General features: G+C 68.0%; 15 protein-coding genes. All 15 read right to left on the bottom strand.

Annotation, left to right across the window (positions count from 1 at the left end):
• Positions 1 to 210: 210 nt before the first annotated feature.
• The 15 genes from ACXKZB_RS04125 to ACXKZB_RS04055 all read right to left on the bottom strand — a co-directional run bounded on the left by ACXKZB_RS04125 (position 211) and on the right by ACXKZB_RS04055 (position 14241).
• On the bottom strand, positions 211 to 537 hold the full coding sequence (locus ACXKZB_RS04125; RefSeq protein WP_175351002.1) for a hypothetical protein: 327 nt from the start codon (positions 535 to 537) through the stop codon (positions 211 to 213).
• A gap of 498 nt (positions 538 to 1035) precedes the next feature.
• Positions 1036 to 1323, bottom strand: a complete 288-nt coding sequence (locus tag ACXKZB_RS04120) for an antibiotic biosynthesis monooxygenase family protein (RefSeq protein WP_111057361.1) — start codon at positions 1321 to 1323, stop codon at positions 1036 to 1038.
• A 20-nt stretch (positions 1324 to 1343) separates the two neighbouring features.
• Positions 1344 to 2204: a cation diffusion facilitator family transporter gene (locus ACXKZB_RS04115; protein WP_217508548.1), complete on the bottom strand. Its 861-nt coding sequence runs from the start codon at positions 2202 to 2204 to the stop codon at positions 1344 to 1346.
• 218 nt (positions 2205 to 2422) lie between these two features.
• Positions 2423 to 2785, bottom strand: a complete 363-nt coding sequence (locus ACXKZB_RS04110; protein WP_271207321.1) for an ArsR/SmtB family transcription factor — start codon at positions 2783 to 2785, stop codon at positions 2423 to 2425.
• Between the two features lie 167 nt (positions 2786 to 2952).
• The gene (locus ACXKZB_RS04105) at positions 2953 to 3414 is read right to left on the bottom strand and encodes a DUF4383 domain-containing protein (protein WP_071403812.1); all 462 of its coding nucleotides are present in this window, start codon (positions 3412 to 3414) and stop codon (positions 2953 to 2955) included.
• Between the two features lie 381 nt (positions 3415 to 3795).
• Positions 3796 to 5169 carry an NADH-quinone oxidoreductase subunit N gene (locus tag ACXKZB_RS04100; RefSeq protein WP_175351006.1) on the bottom strand — a complete coding sequence of 458 codons (1374 nt, stop codon included), beginning with the start codon at positions 5167 to 5169 and terminating at the stop codon, positions 3796 to 3798.
• 2 nt (positions 5170 to 5171) lie between these two features.
• Positions 5172 to 6644 carry a complex I subunit 4 family protein gene (locus ACXKZB_RS04095; protein WP_338085233.1) on the bottom strand — a complete coding sequence of 491 codons (1473 nt, stop codon included), beginning with the start codon at positions 6642 to 6644 and terminating at the stop codon, positions 5172 to 5174.
• A gap of 17 nt (positions 6645 to 6661) precedes the next feature.
• Positions 6662 to 8491, bottom strand: a complete 1830-nt coding sequence (locus ACXKZB_RS04090; RefSeq protein ID WP_175350999.1) for a proton-conducting transporter transmembrane domain-containing protein — start codon at positions 8489 to 8491, stop codon at positions 6662 to 6664.
• Complete coding sequence (nuoK, locus tag ACXKZB_RS04085) at positions 8488 to 8790, bottom strand: NADH-quinone oxidoreductase subunit NuoK (protein WP_092091742.1); 303 nt, start codon at positions 8788 to 8790, stop codon at positions 8488 to 8490. Before nuoK ends, ACXKZB_RS04090 begins: the two co-directional genes overlap by 4 nt.
• Complete coding sequence (locus ACXKZB_RS04080) at positions 8787 to 9344, bottom strand: NADH-quinone oxidoreductase subunit J (protein ID WP_255252558.1); 558 nt, start codon at positions 9342 to 9344, stop codon at positions 8787 to 8789. The genes nuoK and ACXKZB_RS04080 overlap by 4 nt, the downstream gene beginning before the upstream one ends.
• A 5-nt stretch (positions 9345 to 9349) precedes the next feature.
• Positions 9350 to 10282: an NADH-quinone oxidoreductase subunit H gene (locus ACXKZB_RS04075; protein ID WP_096897499.1), complete on the bottom strand. Its 933-nt coding sequence runs from the start codon at positions 10280 to 10282 to the stop codon at positions 9350 to 9352.
• On the bottom strand, positions 10275 to 11393 hold the full coding sequence (locus ACXKZB_RS04070; protein ID WP_146248019.1) for a hypothetical protein: 1119 nt from the start codon (positions 11391 to 11393) through the stop codon (positions 10275 to 10277). The genes ACXKZB_RS04075 and ACXKZB_RS04070 overlap by 8 nt, the downstream gene beginning before the upstream one ends.
• Positions 11384 to 11734 carry an NADH-quinone oxidoreductase subunit A gene (locus tag ACXKZB_RS04065; RefSeq protein ID WP_096897501.1) on the bottom strand — a complete coding sequence of 117 codons (351 nt, stop codon included), beginning with the start codon at positions 11732 to 11734 and terminating at the stop codon, positions 11384 to 11386. Before ACXKZB_RS04065 ends, ACXKZB_RS04070 begins: the two co-directional genes overlap by 10 nt.
• An 81-nt stretch (positions 11735 to 11815) precedes the next feature.
• Complete coding sequence (locus ACXKZB_RS04060; RefSeq protein WP_175350997.1) at positions 11816 to 14017, bottom strand: heavy metal translocating P-type ATPase; 2202 nt, start codon at positions 14015 to 14017, stop codon at positions 11816 to 11818.
• A complete protein-coding gene (locus ACXKZB_RS04055) occupies positions 14014 to 14241 on the bottom strand; it encodes a heavy-metal-associated domain-containing protein (protein ID WP_111058318.1) in 228 nt (75 codons plus the stop codon). The genes ACXKZB_RS04060 and ACXKZB_RS04055 overlap by 4 nt, the downstream gene beginning before the upstream one ends.
• Positions 14242 to 14299: the final 58 nt, after the last annotated feature.

The following is a 14299-nucleotide window of genomic DNA, read 5'->3' as shown; positions in this document are numbered from 1 at the left end:
GCCGCAGCACCCGTCAATGAAAAGGACCCCATCGGCGCACTCCTGCAGGGCCTCGGCGGGGCGGTCAGCGCGCTGCAAGTCATCGCTGCCCTTGCCGGCGGATACATCGCTGTGCTCCTCGTGCGGCGCACGCGTCGCGACGAACGTGCCGGTCACGGGCCAACCTGCTGATCGCTGCCGAAACGACGTCGATTGCCTGCCAGAACGAGATCACGACGCGGAGTGGAGCGAAAACGACGACACCGAACGAAGCTCCTCACCAACGGAGCTCTCCTGACCGAATGAGGGACGGCTTTTTGAACCGGCGGTTACTTCTGTTCCGCGGCGTGCTCGACGTAGTTCTGCGACGATGCGAGCGCGCTCGGGATCCCTGGCCAGCGTGCGGTCGTCGATGACATCGATGACGTGCTGGATCAGTGCGACGACCTGCTTAGACAGGACGACACTGAGCACGCCACCGACGACGGCGATGACGCCAGTCAGGGCAGCGGTACCACCGGATGCCATCAGCATGTCCACCGTGTCGGCGATGGGCATGATGCCTCCTTCGGGGTTGGCCAGATGCGGCCAGAACCCACCCGGCTTCGGGTGGGGGCATGAGAGTGCCGACGCGCAACAAGGTGCGACGGCGGGCAGGAGCGTTGAGCGCTTCCCCCGGATGCCCGAGTCAGATCAGGGCATGAAAAAAGCCGGTCCCGAAAGTGCCGGCCGGAGACAGCCTCGTGCTGTCTTGAGCGTCAGCGTACAGAGCGGATACGACACCGGGGAGATTCCGGGCAGACGCGTGCCGAGCGGGTCTCAGAGTAGCGGAGCGGTCAGGCATGAAAAAAGCCGATCCAGAGGACCGGCTGTGGGCGCGCACTATGAACGCAGGACCATCTTGGCACGACCGGCGGACATTCAGCTAGCCCTTTGCACTGACGAGTGCCGATCTACTACTTCGCCGGAGCTCGTGCTCGCGTCGATGGCGGCCGGGCCCCGGGAGAAGTAGGCGAAGTGCCGCGCTTCTCCCGGGTGCTCCGAGCGCACCTCGTGTCAGAGGACGACGGTCTCGAACTCAAGCAGCTCGGCACCGGTGGCGACCGGGTTACTGCCGCCGTGGTGCGCGCCGGCCTGCCCGGCCCGCCACGCCTGGTAGGCGTCCTCGTCTGCCCAGGTGGAGACAACGAAGTAGCGGCTCTCGCCGTGCACGGGGCGGAGCAGTTGGAAACTCTCGAACCCGGGCTGCTGTTCCACGTCGTGGTTCCGACCGACGAAGCGGGCTTCGAGGTCCGCCCCCTTGCCCTCGGGGACGGTGATCGCGTTGATCTTGACGACGGACATGCTGCTTCCTTTCGTGATGCTCAGTGGTGATGGCTCGTCGGAGTGATCGTGAACGCGTCGACGTTCCCGATCGCTTCGTGCAGGTGCTCGGACGCGTGCTCCGCGACGTGCGACGCCGCGTTGAGGTCGGTGGTGTCGACCTCGATGGTCGCGGAGCCGGTCAGGCGGTGTCCGATCCAGCGGAGTCGGAGGTCCCGCACCGCCTGCACTCCGTCGGCGTGCTCGAGTGCGTGCTCGGCGCGGGAGTAGAGGTCCGGGTCGATGGCGTCCATGAGTCGAGCACCGATGGACTTCACTGTTCCCCACAGCAGCATCAGGATCGAGATCGCGATCAGCAGGCCGATGATGGGATCCGCCAACGGGAAGCCGAGGAGGACACCGACCGCGCCGAGAACGACGGAGAGCGAGGTGAACCCGTCGAGACGAGCGTGGACGCCGTCGGCGACCAGCGCCGCGGAACCGATCTTCTGACCGACTCGGATGCGGTAGATCGCGACGATCTCGTTGCCGGCGAATCCGATCACCCCGGCCGCGACGAGCAGCCATGGGTTCTCGACTGGGCGTGGGTGGATGAACCGGTCGATGGCCTGCCAGCCTGCGACGACGGCGGAGAGCGCGACGACGAACACGATGAACATGCCCGCCAAGTCTTCCGCCCGCCCGTACCCGTAGGTGTAGCGCTTGTTGGCGACGCGGCGCCCGAGGACGAACGCGATCCACAGCGGCACCGCGGTCAGCGCGTCCGCGAAGTTATGGATCGTGTCGGCCAGCAACGCGATCGATCCCGTGAACGCGACGATCACGGCCTGCAGCACGGTGGTGCCGAGCAGGATGAACAGACTGATCTTCAGCGCGCGGACACCAGCGGTACTGGCCTCCATCGCGTCATCGATCGAGTCCGCAGCGTCGTGTGTGTGCGGCACGAACAGGTCGTAGAGGAACCCCTTCACACCACCATGAGGATGACTATGGTCGTGGTCGTGGTCGTGGTCGTGGTCGTGCTCGTGCTCGTGCTCGTGCTCGTGCTCGTGCTCGTGCTCGTGCTCGTGCTCGTGCTCGTGCTCGTGCTCGTAGCTATGGTGCTGATGGGTGTGGTTGCTCACGCGCTTGCCGCCTCAACACGGTGGTGCGGGGCCGCACCGATCGCGTGCTCGGCTTGCTTCACGGCGTCGATGACGAGCTCCGACGCGTGCTCATCGGTCAGCCGGTAGAACACCGTCGTGCCCTCACGACGCGTCGACACGATGCGCGCCAAGCGGAGCTTCGCCAGGTGCTGCGACACCCCGGCCGGGCTCTTGTCCACGACGTCCGCGAGGTGGTTCACGGACATCTCCTCCGCGCTGCGAAGCGCGAGGATGATCTTCACCCGCGTCGCGTCCGCGAGCATCGCGAACACCTCGACCGCCAGCTCGACGTACTCCGACTCCGGGCTAAGCCCGCAGGGCTGCTTATCTACGTGCACACGAAGATAGTAGGCGAAGGAGCGGACTGCGCACCACCGGATGCGCCGGAGAGCAGACGAGCGTCGAGCCCGTCGGGCTCACAGGCCGAGGACTGATGGAGGCTCCGGAACGGGCAATGGCCGCGTCCCCAGTGCGGGGACGCGGCCATTACCGGCTGATGCGTCGATCAGGCGCGTCGGGTGGCACCGGCTCGAGGCAGCACGATGCCAAGGACGATCATCGCGACGGCGAGGATCAGGTGCAGCCAGTTGTCGGCGCTGTTGAGGGGGACGAAGTTCGCGCCGCCCATCATGCCGGCGGTGAACAGGCCGTAGATGAACAGGACGGCGTAGACGATGCCGCCGACCAGGAGATACAGCCGAGCTGCGACGGCGGTGCGGGCGGCGATGAGGCCGACGATGCCGAAGAGCAGGTGCACGATGTTGTGCAGGACGGACACCTGGAACAGGCCGAGGAGCATCGCCATCGAGCCGTGGCCGGCGACGGACATCGAGCCCATGTCCATCGTGAGTCCGGGGATGAAGCCGGCGATGCCGACGATGAGGAACACGACTCCGAAGACGAGGGCGCCCTTCTGAGTCAGGGTGCGGCCGTACCCGGTGCGGGCAGTTGCTGCGGTGCTGGTCATGATGGGGTCTCCTCCGACGGGTGCCGTGATGGCGTGTGCTTCCCAGGTAGTTCGGAGTGAACGTGCATCTGGTTTGCGGCGCGATCCGAACCCCTGCAGAAGGACCCGGTCATTGGGACCTTGGACGACGGCGTGGCCGATACCGCGGCTGATCATCCACCGGTTCACCCGGGTCGTCCCGTTGAACGATCGAAGGGGAAACGCGAGGGAGCTCCATAGCAGCCATTAGTGCGTGGCCTAAGAGCACGCTGAACGCGGCAAGACATTGGGCACAAAACCGATCCAAAGCCCCGCTGTTGGCGCGCGCGAAGAAGGCAGGGTTCAGTCTGCCAACGGTCGACATCCCGCAAGCAGCAACGAGGAGCTTGGCGGCCAAGAGTGTCACAACTGCAAGAGGGGCGGACTGCTGGCGACGGCGACGATGACCAGCGCACCGAGCGTCACGGCGGTGACCGCCTGCAGCTGAACTGCGGCGGGGTGAGGCCGAGGTTCCGTCGGTGCTTGGAAGGCCACTGACACCCAACGGAGTGCGTAGAACAGCGACGCGACCGAGACGGCTGCGGCGATGACCACCAGCCACGGCATCCCGCCCTGCCAAGTAGCAGTAAACACGGCGAGCTTGCCGACGAAGACGGCGGTTGGCGGTGTCCCGACAAGGCTCAGCAGGCCAACGAGGACGACACTGGTGATGACGGGATGTTCCCGCGCCGCTCCGCGCCAGGAGGGGATTGTCGTGCGGCCCGGAAGCGCGGCTATCGCGGCGAACAGGGCGAGGTTGGTCACGGCGTAGAACACCAGGTACATCAGCAGGGCGGCGCGCGCCGACGGTTCGGCGCCAATGACGGCGACGGGCATCAGCAGGAACCCGACCTGGCCAACCGTGGACCAGCCGAGGAGTCGCGGGGCGCTGCGTTGCCAGAATGCCGCGAGGGTGCCGAGGATCATGCTCGCGGCGGCGAGCACACCGACCAGCAGCGGCGCGTTCACGGTGCCGGGTATGACGTCGACGACGCGTGCCAGTGCGATCAGCGCCCCGAGCTTCGGGACGGTGGTGATGAACGCGGCAATGCCGATACCGGCGCCCTCGGCAGCATCCGGAACCCAGAAATGTCCCGGGACCGCTCCGGCTTTGAATAGCAGGCCGGCGAGGACCCCGATGAATCCGAGCGCGATCGCTGCCGCCGGCACGTGTGGCAGCGCCTGTTGGAGCTCAGGGTAGGTGCTGCCGCCGGCGACACCGACGAGGACGGTGATGCCGAAGACCATCACGACGCCGAAGATCGCGCCCAGCAGGTACGTCTTTATGGTCGCTTCGGCTGCGGCCGGGGATCGGGACAGTCCGATCAACGCGTAGAGCGGCACGGTCGCTAGGAGGAACCCGGTGGCGACGATGAGCAGGTCGTTGGCGCCGGCGAGGACGACCGTGCCGAGTGCCGCGAGGAGCAGCAGCGACGCGGTCTCACTCTCCCGAGCCGAGCCACGGAACTCCTGTCGCCCGATGAGCATCACGACCGCGGTCGCCAACGGTACGAGGATCCTGATCGTCGTTGTCGCGTTGTCGAGCGCGTAGCTGTCACTGAAGACGGTCGGTGGTCGGGTGCTCACGGCGGCCGTAGCGGCGCTGCCGCACGCCACGGCGATCGCGAACCAGGTCACGAGCGCCTGCCTGCGTCGGGGCAGGAAGCTGCCGCCGAGGAGCGCGACGATCGCGCCGCCCATCATGATGATCTCCGGCAGGAGCGCGCCGTAGTTCATGTTCACGCGGGACCTCCGACCAGTGCGGCGAGCTGTCGGGCGGCGGGAGCGATGAGCTGCAGCAACGGTCCGGGTACCACACCAATCGCCAGGGAGAGCAGCAGGAGCGCCCCGACCGTCACGGTCTCCCGAGCGGTGACGTCGGTGAATCCGTCGGCGAGGTGTTCCGTGGGTCCGGTGAGCAGCTTCTGCACGGTGCGGAGGAACAGGGCTGCGGTGATGAGGATCCCTGGCAGCGCGATCGCGGCGATTGCTGTTGCACCGATGCTGCCGGCGAAGATCTGGAACTCGGCGATGAAGCCACTGAAGCCGGGGATCCCGAGTGACGCGAACGCGGCAATGGCGAAGAGTCCGGAGAACCGTGGGGCGGGCTTCGCGAGGCCGCTGTAGTCGCTGATCTCGTAGCTGCCCCGCCGGTCGTGGAGGACGCCCGCGAGGAGGAACAGCGCCCCGGTGATGAGTCCGTGCGACACCATCTGCACGGTCGCGCCGGTGATCGCCAGCTGGTGCGCCTGCGCAGAGGTTGCCCCGGTCATGCCCGCGGCGCCGACGGCGAGCACGACGTAGCCCATGTGGTTCACCGATGTGTACGCGATCAACCGCTTCACGTTCGTCTGCGCGAGCGCGACGAGCGCTCCGTACAGCACGGACACGATGCCGACAATGACAATCACCCAGGACCAGGACCTCCACGCGTCCGGGAGCATCGGCATCGCGATGCGGAGGAACCCGTACGTGCCCATCTTCAACAGGACACTCGCGAGGACGACAGAGCCAATGGCGGGTGCGTCGGTATGTGCCGGCGGCAGCCAGGAGTGGAACGGCACCGTGGGGGTTTTGACCGCGAAACCCACGACGAGCGCGGCGAGAACGGCGCCGGCGGCCAGGGGTGTGCCGGTGACGCCGTTCCGGGTGAGCTCGACCATGTCGAACGTGTGCGGTGCGGAGCCGAGGTAAAGGCCAATGAAGCCGAGCAGCAGCGCCAGAGATCCGAGGAACGTGTAGAGGAAGAACCGCAACGCGGACCGCTGATGGTCGCCGTGTCCCCACCCGGCGATCACGAAGTACATGCCGACGATGGACAGGTCGAAGAACACGAAGAAGACCAGCAGGTCCTGCGCGGCGAACACCCCAAGACACGTGGTCTGGAGGGACAGGAAGAGTGCAGCCTGCGGGCGGGGCCGGTCAGTGTCCCGCATCGCCCAGAGCGCGCAGGCGAGGAACACGACGTCGGTCAGGAGCAGCAATGGTGCCGAGAAACCGTCAACACCGAGGTGGTAGCTGGTGCCGACGCTCGGCATCCACTCAATTCGCTCCTCCCAGCGCAGTCCCGACACGGTGGATCCGGGGATGGACGCGAGGACCCCGAGGACGAGCTCCACGATGCTCGTCATCAGCCACACCCACGCGGCTGCCCGTCCGGACATCGATCGCGTCAGGGCGAGGACCGCCGCGACGACAACGGGAAGGAACACGATCAGACTGAGCACGATCACCTCACGACCAAGAGCAGGACAGCTGCGGCAGCGACGGTCACGGTCGCGCCGATGTAGTAGTGGTGCACCTGGCCGGTCTGCGGTCGCCGAGCCAGTCGACCGAGGACCGCGACGGCGGAACCGATCCACCCCGTCACGGCGGCGGGGCCACGCTGATCAAGAGCGCGCGCGGCTCGGGCGGTCTGCTCGAGCGCACGGCCCGACCGATCGACTGCCGTGCCGTAGCGGTCGTCCAGACGCGCGAGCGCGGCGGCGAGTCGCAGTGTCGGCGTGGCGATGACGGCAACGGCTGCCCGCTCCAGCCCGAACCAGTGCATCCCACTGCGGACTGTGGGTGTGCGCCACAGAGTCAACAGGACCACGACCACCGCGATTGCCCCGGACGCCGCGAGCTCCGGCCACGACACCGACGTCCCGGAAAGCGGAGCGAGCATCGGATGCAACAGCGGTGTGCCGAGAAGCGCAAGTCCGGCTGCGGCAACGGCAAGCACCACCATCGGGACGACCGCGAGGCGTGGCACCCGCCGGGTGCCGCGCTCTTCGTCGTCCCAGGACGCTTCCGGTGTGCCGGCACGCCGCCACAGCAGCGCGATGATCCGGGCGGAGTAAGCCGCTGCAAGTGCCGCTCCGGCCAGGCCCGCCGCATACAACCAGGGTTCTTCCTCCAATGCTGCGGCGAGGACGACGTCCTTGGCGTACCAGAGCGACAACGGTGGCAGGCCGGCCAGCGACAACGCACCGACGGTCGCGAGGACGCCGACCGCGGGCCAGCGGGCGGCGACGCCGCGGAGACCGGTGAATTGTTTCGTCCCGGTGGCCGTCAGCCATGCGCCCGCGGTGAGGAACAGCAGCGCTTTCGTGGCGGCGTGTGCGACGAGCTGCGCGGTGCCGCCGCTGACCGAGCCGACGCCAGCGGCGAGGACGACGAACCCCAGCTGGGATGCCGTCGACGCGGCGAGGACCTGCTTCACGTCCCGCTGCGACAGTGCGATGACACCGAGGACGATCGCGGTCGTGACGCCCAGCCACGCCGCCGTCGGACCTGCCCAGCCGGTCACGTTCAGGAGCGGTTCGACGCGGAGGAGCAGGTACCCGCCCATGGCGACCATCGCTGCGGAGTGCAGCAGCGCACTCACCGCGCTGGGGCCCTCCATGGCGCGGGAGATCCAGAACGAGAACGGCAGCTGCGCTGCCTTCCCGAAGCCGGCAGCGAGCAATCCTGCGGCAGCGACGTGCACCCAGGGGCCTGGCAGCGACTGCAGTGCGGTCAGCGACCAGGAGCCGCCGCCGGCGACGACGGCGCCAGCGGCGAGGTACAGGCCGAGGTCCCCGGCGCGGGTGACAGTGAACGCGGTGAATCCACCGGCGACGCGGTTCCGGTCTTGCCAGCGGAATCCGATGAGCGCGTAGGAGGTGGCGCCCATCACCTCCCATGCGGCGAGGAGCAATGGCAGGCCGGTTGCGGTCACGGTGACGACGACGGCAGCGAGGAAGAGCAGCATCAGCCCGTGGAACCGCGCCGCCGGTCGGGTCCGGTCCGCAGTCGCGAACACGAGGACGAGGAATCCGATCCATACCACGGTCGGCAGGACGACAGCGGCCAGCGCGTCGACGCGGAGATCCGGGCCAGGGGCGCCAAGCATCGCAGGCACCCCGCCGGTCACCTCGGCACCCGTGATGGCTGCAATGGTCGCTGCGATCGCCATGACCGCTGCCGTGAAGAGGCTGACGGGAACGGCGATCCGTTCGGCGAAGCGTCCAGCTGTCGCCAGTGCGGCTCCGACGAGGGCGGGCAGGATGATGGCGGTGATCAGCGCGGCGCTCACTGGCTGAGGTCCGTCGCAGAATCGGTCATGTCGGAGTTCCGGGAACGGTGCAGGATCGTCGCAACCGCGAAGCCCATCGCCATCTCGATCGTCATCGCCGCGATGATCACCAGCAGCAGCACCTGCCCATCGACCGTCGGTGCGAGGTACCACCAGAACGCGGCGGCGGCGAGGATGACGGCGTTGATCATCACCTCGATGCCCATCATCACCATCACCACCACCTGCTGCGAGATCGCGCCGTACAGTCCGATGGCGAACAGCGCAGCCACGACGAGCAGAACGAGTTGCAGCGTCATCGTCCGACACCTCCCGGCTCCGGGTCAGCGGGGGCATTCTGGAGGTCGTCCCCGAGCCGGTCGTACCGGCCACGAGGGTTCGCCAGGACGAGGGCGGCGATGATCGTGGCGAACAGGATCGGGCTGATCGTCAGCATCACCAGCATTTTCGAGCTCATGATCGCCTCGCCAAGGGCACGGGTGGTGTCCGCCGCCGCGGTCCCGGCACGGGCTGGCCACGGGATGAAGAGCGCGGCTGCGGCGAGGCCGACGAACACGGCGGCCGCGATCACTGCCGCGGGGCGTTTGCTGTGGGTCATATCCATTGGCATCAGCGCCGGGTTCATGCCCATATAGGAGACCATGAACACCGCCATCACGGCCATCTCCATCACCATCATCAGGATCGTGATGACCCCGATGAAGTCCAGGTGCAGCACCAGCACGGTGACGCCGACGGCGATGAACGACACCGCCAGCGCGTACGTCGCGCGCGCCATCGAGTCCACCCGGAACACTGCGGCGGCAGCGAGCACCGCGACGACCGCCGCGACCCAGAACACGATCGTTGCCATCCCGGTCATCCTTTCCCCATCACGGCGAGCACCGACGTGACCAGCAGTTGCAGCAGCACCAGCGGCAACACGACAACCCAGCCCAGCTCCGCGAGCCGCTGCGGCCGGATCGCGGGCATCGCGTGTCCGAGCAGCAAGAACACGGCGAGCAGCAAACACGTCTTCAACAGCACCCATAGCGCCGACGGAAGCAACGGACCAGCTCCGCCGCCGAGGAACATCGGCACCGCGAATGCGGCGCCGACCACGAGCAGACACCATCTGCCGGCGAGAACGAGCAGTCGGTCGACGCCGGAGAGTTCCCCGAGGACACCGCCGGCGATGTCTGTGCCGGCGGGAAACGCGAACGGACCCCAGGCGGAGAACGCGGTGACGGAGGCGCAGTAGACGATGAACGCGACCGGCATTGTCAGGGCGAACCAGATCGGTTGCTGCGCGGCGACCACGTCGGTCAGCCGAAGGCTCTGCGCACCGATGGCGGGGGCGGTCAGGGCGAACATCAGCGGGATCTCGTACGCCAGGGCCTGCGCCAGGAACCGGTACCCGCCGATCAGCGGGTGCACGCTGTTGCCGCCCCACCCGAGCAGCCACCACAAGGCCCAGAGGGAGACGTCGACGGCGTTGAACCACACCACGCCGACCGGAATGTCCAGTGGTACCAGAGCGCCGACGGGAACGGCGAGAGCGGCGAGGAACGCGGCGACGGCTAGCCCGGACCCGCCGATCCGCCACAGAAGGGAGTCCGCGCCGAGCACGGATCGACGTTGTTGGCGGAGGAGCCGGCCGGTTTCCCGGAACGGCGAGAGGACCCCAACATGCACCGGTATCCCGCGGTCTCGTGCTGCCAGGGCGGCGTTGCCGCTGGCGGCCAGGATGGCGAGGACGAGGACGACGCCGGGCAGGACGAGTGCCCAGAGGGCGTTTCCGACATCAACCATGCTGATGCCGTCTCGTCGTGCCGACCTCATCGGCCGAGTCCGCGCGAGGCATGGGAAACACGGTGAGCGCAGCAATGATGAGGCGGGCGCTGCCGATGTCGCGTCCTTTAACCAGGGATGGGATCTCATCTACCGGCGTCGCCGGTTCCGGCTCGAACTGACGTCCGTTGAGTGCGGCGTCTGCGCGCTCGAGTCGAGTGAGGAGGACCGTGCGGACGTCGATGTCGGGTCGAACCTGGAGGCCGCGCAGGGACCAGCGGAGCATCACGGAGCGCTCGATCCGGCGGCGCAGCGGCCGAATGCGTTCCCGCGCCTGGTCCCGGCGGCCGGTCACGGCAAGATCCCGTACGCGGAGCGTCCGGGCTGCCACGGCATCCCATCCGGCGACGGCGAGTATCTGGGCGGCCTGGTCGAGCGCGGAGGCCGCGCCGCTCTGTGGCTCCCCCCGCTTGTGGTCGTCGACATCGATCACCGAGGCGGAGGCGTCGGTGATGGTGTCGCCGGTGAGCGTCACGTCCAGGATCACGCCAGCTGGCCAGACCGGCAGGATCGGACCGAGTCGCCGGTGCAGCACGTCCATCTCCAGCCCGTCCCGATCATCCGCCCCGTCGGCGAGTGGGTAGCCGCCCGGACCGCTCATCGACATGTGATCCATCGACATGTGGTCGTGACCGCCCATGGGCATGTCGTGTTCATGCATCGATTCGTCGGTGTCGTCCGGGTGCTCGTCGTTGGGATGTTCGTGGTCGGGGCCGTCCTCGGCGAGGTGCCGGCCATCGATCCCATCCTCGCGAGCGGCGGAGCGCTGTGCACGTCGGTCCGTGAGTGAGTCCTGCGCGGTCGTGAAGACGGTGCCGATTTCGTCGGGGCTGGTCAGTGCCGCCCGGTGCTTCGGGTAGGGCATCTGATCCCACACGCGGTCGATGACCGTCCGCATCTCTGGTCCGGGGGTTCCGCACACGAGCAGGACGTCGCTTTCGGCCGGGTGGGTGGCCAGGACATGACCGGCGGACGCAGCCGCTGCTTCCAGTGCAATCCGGGCTGCACCGTTGCCGGGCACCTCGACGAGGAGCACATGCAGCGGTCGGCGGCGATCCGTGGTCACACCCATCGGAACGCTCCTTCCCGCCAGGCCCAGACGACACCCGCCAGGAGAACCCCGAGGAAGACGAACATCTCGATGACCGCCTCTGCACCCATCTGCGCGACAACGACAGCCCACGGGTACATGAAGAGCATTTCCACGTCGAACGCGAGGAACACCAGCGTCATTGGGTACCAGCGGGTGTGGAAGCGCGAGAGCGCGTGTTCCTGGAGATCCCACCCGGACCCGAACGGCAGCACGTCTTTGCGAATCGGAGCGACCGCTGTCGCTCGAGACAGCAGCATCAGGGCGGCGATGCCGAGCAGTGCGACGCCGAGCACGATGCCGATGGTGATGTACCCGGACATTCGATCTCCTTCCCGAGCTGCTATACCCCGGAGGGGTAATGCGGGTGAGTGTAGGCGGGCGGCGGGCTCGGTGTCCGCCGGTCAGCGAGGCTGGAACGTGCGCAGGCGCAGGCTGTTGCTGACAACGAACACCGAGGAAAGGGCCATCGCGGCGCCGGCGATCATTGGGTTCAGCAGGCCGGCCATCGCGAGCGGGATCGCGGCGACGTTGTAGGCGAAGGCCCAGAACAGGTTCACCTTGATCGTGCCGAGGGTGCGGCGGGCGAGCGCGATCGCGTCCGCCGCGGCGCTCAGGTCCGCTCGGATGAGGGTGATGTCGGCGGCTTCCATGGCCGCGTCGGTGCCGCTACCCATCGCGATCCCGAGATCAGCGGCGGCGAGAGCGGCGGCGTCGTTGACGCCGTCGCCGATCATCGCCACGGACCGGCCCTGCTGCTGCAGCCGGGTGACGGTCCGGTACTTGTCTTCGGGTCGCACCTCGGCTTCGACGTCGTCGATGCCAACCTCCGCTGCGACGGTCCGGGCGACGTCTTCAGCGTCGCCGGTGAGCATGATCGTGCGCAGCCCCATGTCGTGCAGGCGACGGATCGCGTCCGGGCTGGTCGGCGCGATGGTGTCCGCGACGCTGATGACGCCGCGGGCTGCGCCGTCCCATGCGACAACGACCGCGGTCGCGCCGCCCTGTTCCGCGGTCCGGACCGCGTCCGTGACCGCTTCGGGGATGGTGATGGCCCACTGGTCGGTCAACCAGGCGGGTCGGCCGACGAGCACGAGGGTGTCGTCGACGACGGCTTGGACGCCGAGCCCGGCGGTGGACTGGAACGTGTCCGCGGTGGGGTGGTCGGTGGCGGCTGCGGTGATGGCGCGGGCGATGGGGTGTTCGGATCCTGCTTCCGCGGCGGCGGCGAGGGCGAGGACTCGGGTGTCGGTTTCCCCGCCGACGGCGGTGACCTGGTGGACGCTCATCTTGCCGGTGGTGACGGTGCCGGTCTTGTCGAGCACGACGGTGTCGATCCGGCGGGTGGCCTCGAGGACCTGGGGTCCGCGGATGAGGATCCCGAGCTGGGAGCCACGTCCGGTGCCGACGAGCAGCGCGGTCGGAGTTGCCAGCCCCAGGGCGCACGGGCAGGCGATCACCAGGGTCGCAACGGCGGCGGTGAACGCGGCTTGCACGTCGCCGGTGAGCAGCAGCCACCCGATGAGGGTCAGCACCGCCAGGCCCATGACGATCGGGACGAACACGGCGGAAACCCGGTCGGCGAGGCGCTGCACCTCGGCCTTGCCGGTCTGCGCGGACACGACGAGCCGGCCGATGCGGGCAAGCTCCGTGTCCTGGCCGACGCGGGTGGCTTCGACGATGAGTCGGCCGCCGACGTTCACGGTCGCGCCGGTGACGGTGTCGCCGGTGCCAACCTCGACGGGGACCGCTTCACCGGTCATCACGCTGGTGTCGATCGCGCTCGTGCCATCGGTGATGGTTCCGTCGGTGGCGATGCGTTCACCGGGACGGACCACGAACCGGTCCCCGACCTGCAGTGCTGCGGTCGGCACCTCAGTTTCGACACCGTCTCGGAGCACCCGGGCAGTCGGTGCACCCAAGGCGAGGAGCGCCTGCAGGGCGGCGCCGGAGCGGTCCTTCGCGCGGGCCTCGAAGTATCGGCCGGCGAGGAGGAACACCGTCACCGCGGCGGCGACTTCGAAGTACGGCTCCGGAGCCGCGCCCGGGTGTGGGAACCAGGAGAACGCCATCTGCATCCCGATGTGCCCGGCGCCGCCGAACACGAGCGCCCAGACGGACCACACGGTCGCGGCGGCGACGCCGACGCTGACGAGGGTGTCCATCGTCGCGGCCCCATGCCGGGCGTTGATCGCGGCAGCACGATGGAACGGCCACGCACCCCACACAGCGACCGGCAGCGCCAGCACCAGAACGGCCCACTGCCATCCCGGGAACTGCAGTACCGGGACCATCGACAGCGCCACCACCGGCACGGCGAGCACCGTGGACACGATCAGGCGCCGCCGCAGCGGCGCGAGCTCGTCGGTGTCCGCACCGGGCGGTTCGGGCAGGTGCGCACCGTACCCGGCCGCTTCAACGGTGCGGATCGCGTCGTCGACAGCGAGGTCCGCAGGCAACGTGACGGAGGCGCTTTCGGTGGCGTAGTTCACGCTCGCGGTCACGCCGGGCAGCTTGTTCAGCTTCCGCTCGATCCGGTTCGCGCACGACGCGCACGTCATCCCCTCGATCGTCAGCTCAACCGCCGGGGTGCTGGTCGTGGTCATGATGCGACCAACGTGTAGCCGGCCTCCTCCACAGCGGCGGAGACTTCCTCCTGCGGCAGGTCGCGAGTGCTGGTCACCCGAGCGGTGGAGACACCGCCAACGTTGAGGTCGATCGTCACGTCCGTGACGCCCGGCACGGCGACGAGTTCCTCGTTGACACTCATCACGCAGTGCCCGCACGTCATGCCCGTAATGCCGTACGTGTTCGTCAGCTGCTCGCTCATCGTGGTGATCCCTTCGTCGTCCAAATTCGTCAGGTACCCTAGGGGGGTACCGTAGCGA

The sequence above is a fragment of the Curtobacterium sp. ABR8 genome, from assembly GCF_057812125.1.
Note: the sequence above shows the minus strand (reverse complement) of the source record. Positions and strands in the feature narration are given on the sequence as shown.

Excerpts from the sequence above, each read along its gene's own strand:
- ACXKZB_RS04125 (WP_175351002.1), bottom strand. The coding sequence starts at position 537 with ATGCCCATCGCCGACACGGTGGACATGCTGATGGCATCCGGTGGTACC.
- ACXKZB_RS04120 (WP_111057361.1), bottom strand. The coding sequence starts at position 1,323 with ATGTCCGTCGTCAAGATCAACGCGATCACCGTCCCCGAGGGCAAGGGG.
- ACXKZB_RS04115 (WP_217508548.1), bottom strand. The coding sequence starts at position 2,204 with ATGGAGGCCAGTACCGCTGGTGTCCGCGCGCTGAAGATCAGTCTGTTC.
- ACXKZB_RS04105 (WP_071403812.1), bottom strand. The coding sequence starts at position 3,414 with ATGACCAGCACCGCAGCAACTGCCCGCACCGGGTACGGCCGCACCCTG.
- ACXKZB_RS04100 (WP_175351006.1), bottom strand. The coding sequence starts at position 5,169 with ATGAACTACGGCGCGCTCCTGCCGGAGATCATCATGATGGGCGGCGCG.
- nuoK (WP_092091742.1), bottom strand. The coding sequence starts at position 8,790 with ATGACGCTGCAACTCGTTCTGCTCGTCGTGGCTGCGCTGTTCGCCATC.
- ACXKZB_RS04080 (WP_255252558.1), bottom strand. The coding sequence starts at position 9,344 with ATGGCAACGATCGTGTTCTGGGTCGCGGCGGTCGTCGCGGTGCTCGCT.
- ACXKZB_RS04075 (WP_096897499.1), bottom strand. The coding sequence starts at position 10,282 with ATGGTTGATGTCGGAAACGCCCTCTGGGCACTCGTCCTGCCCGGCGTC.
- ACXKZB_RS04070 (WP_146248019.1), bottom strand. The coding sequence starts at position 11,393 with ATGGGTGTGACCACGGATCGCCGCCGACCGCTGCATGTGCTCCTCGTC.
- ACXKZB_RS04065 (WP_096897501.1), bottom strand. The coding sequence starts at position 11,734 with ATGTCCGGGTACATCACCATCGGCATCGTGCTCGGCGTCGCACTGCTC.
- ACXKZB_RS04060 (WP_175350997.1), bottom strand. The coding sequence starts at position 14,017 with ATGACCACGACCAGCACCCCGGCGGTTGAGCTGACGATCGAGGGGATG.
- ACXKZB_RS04055 (WP_111058318.1), bottom strand. The coding sequence starts at position 14,241 with ATGAGCGAGCAGCTGACGAACACGTACGGCATTACGGGCATGACGTGC.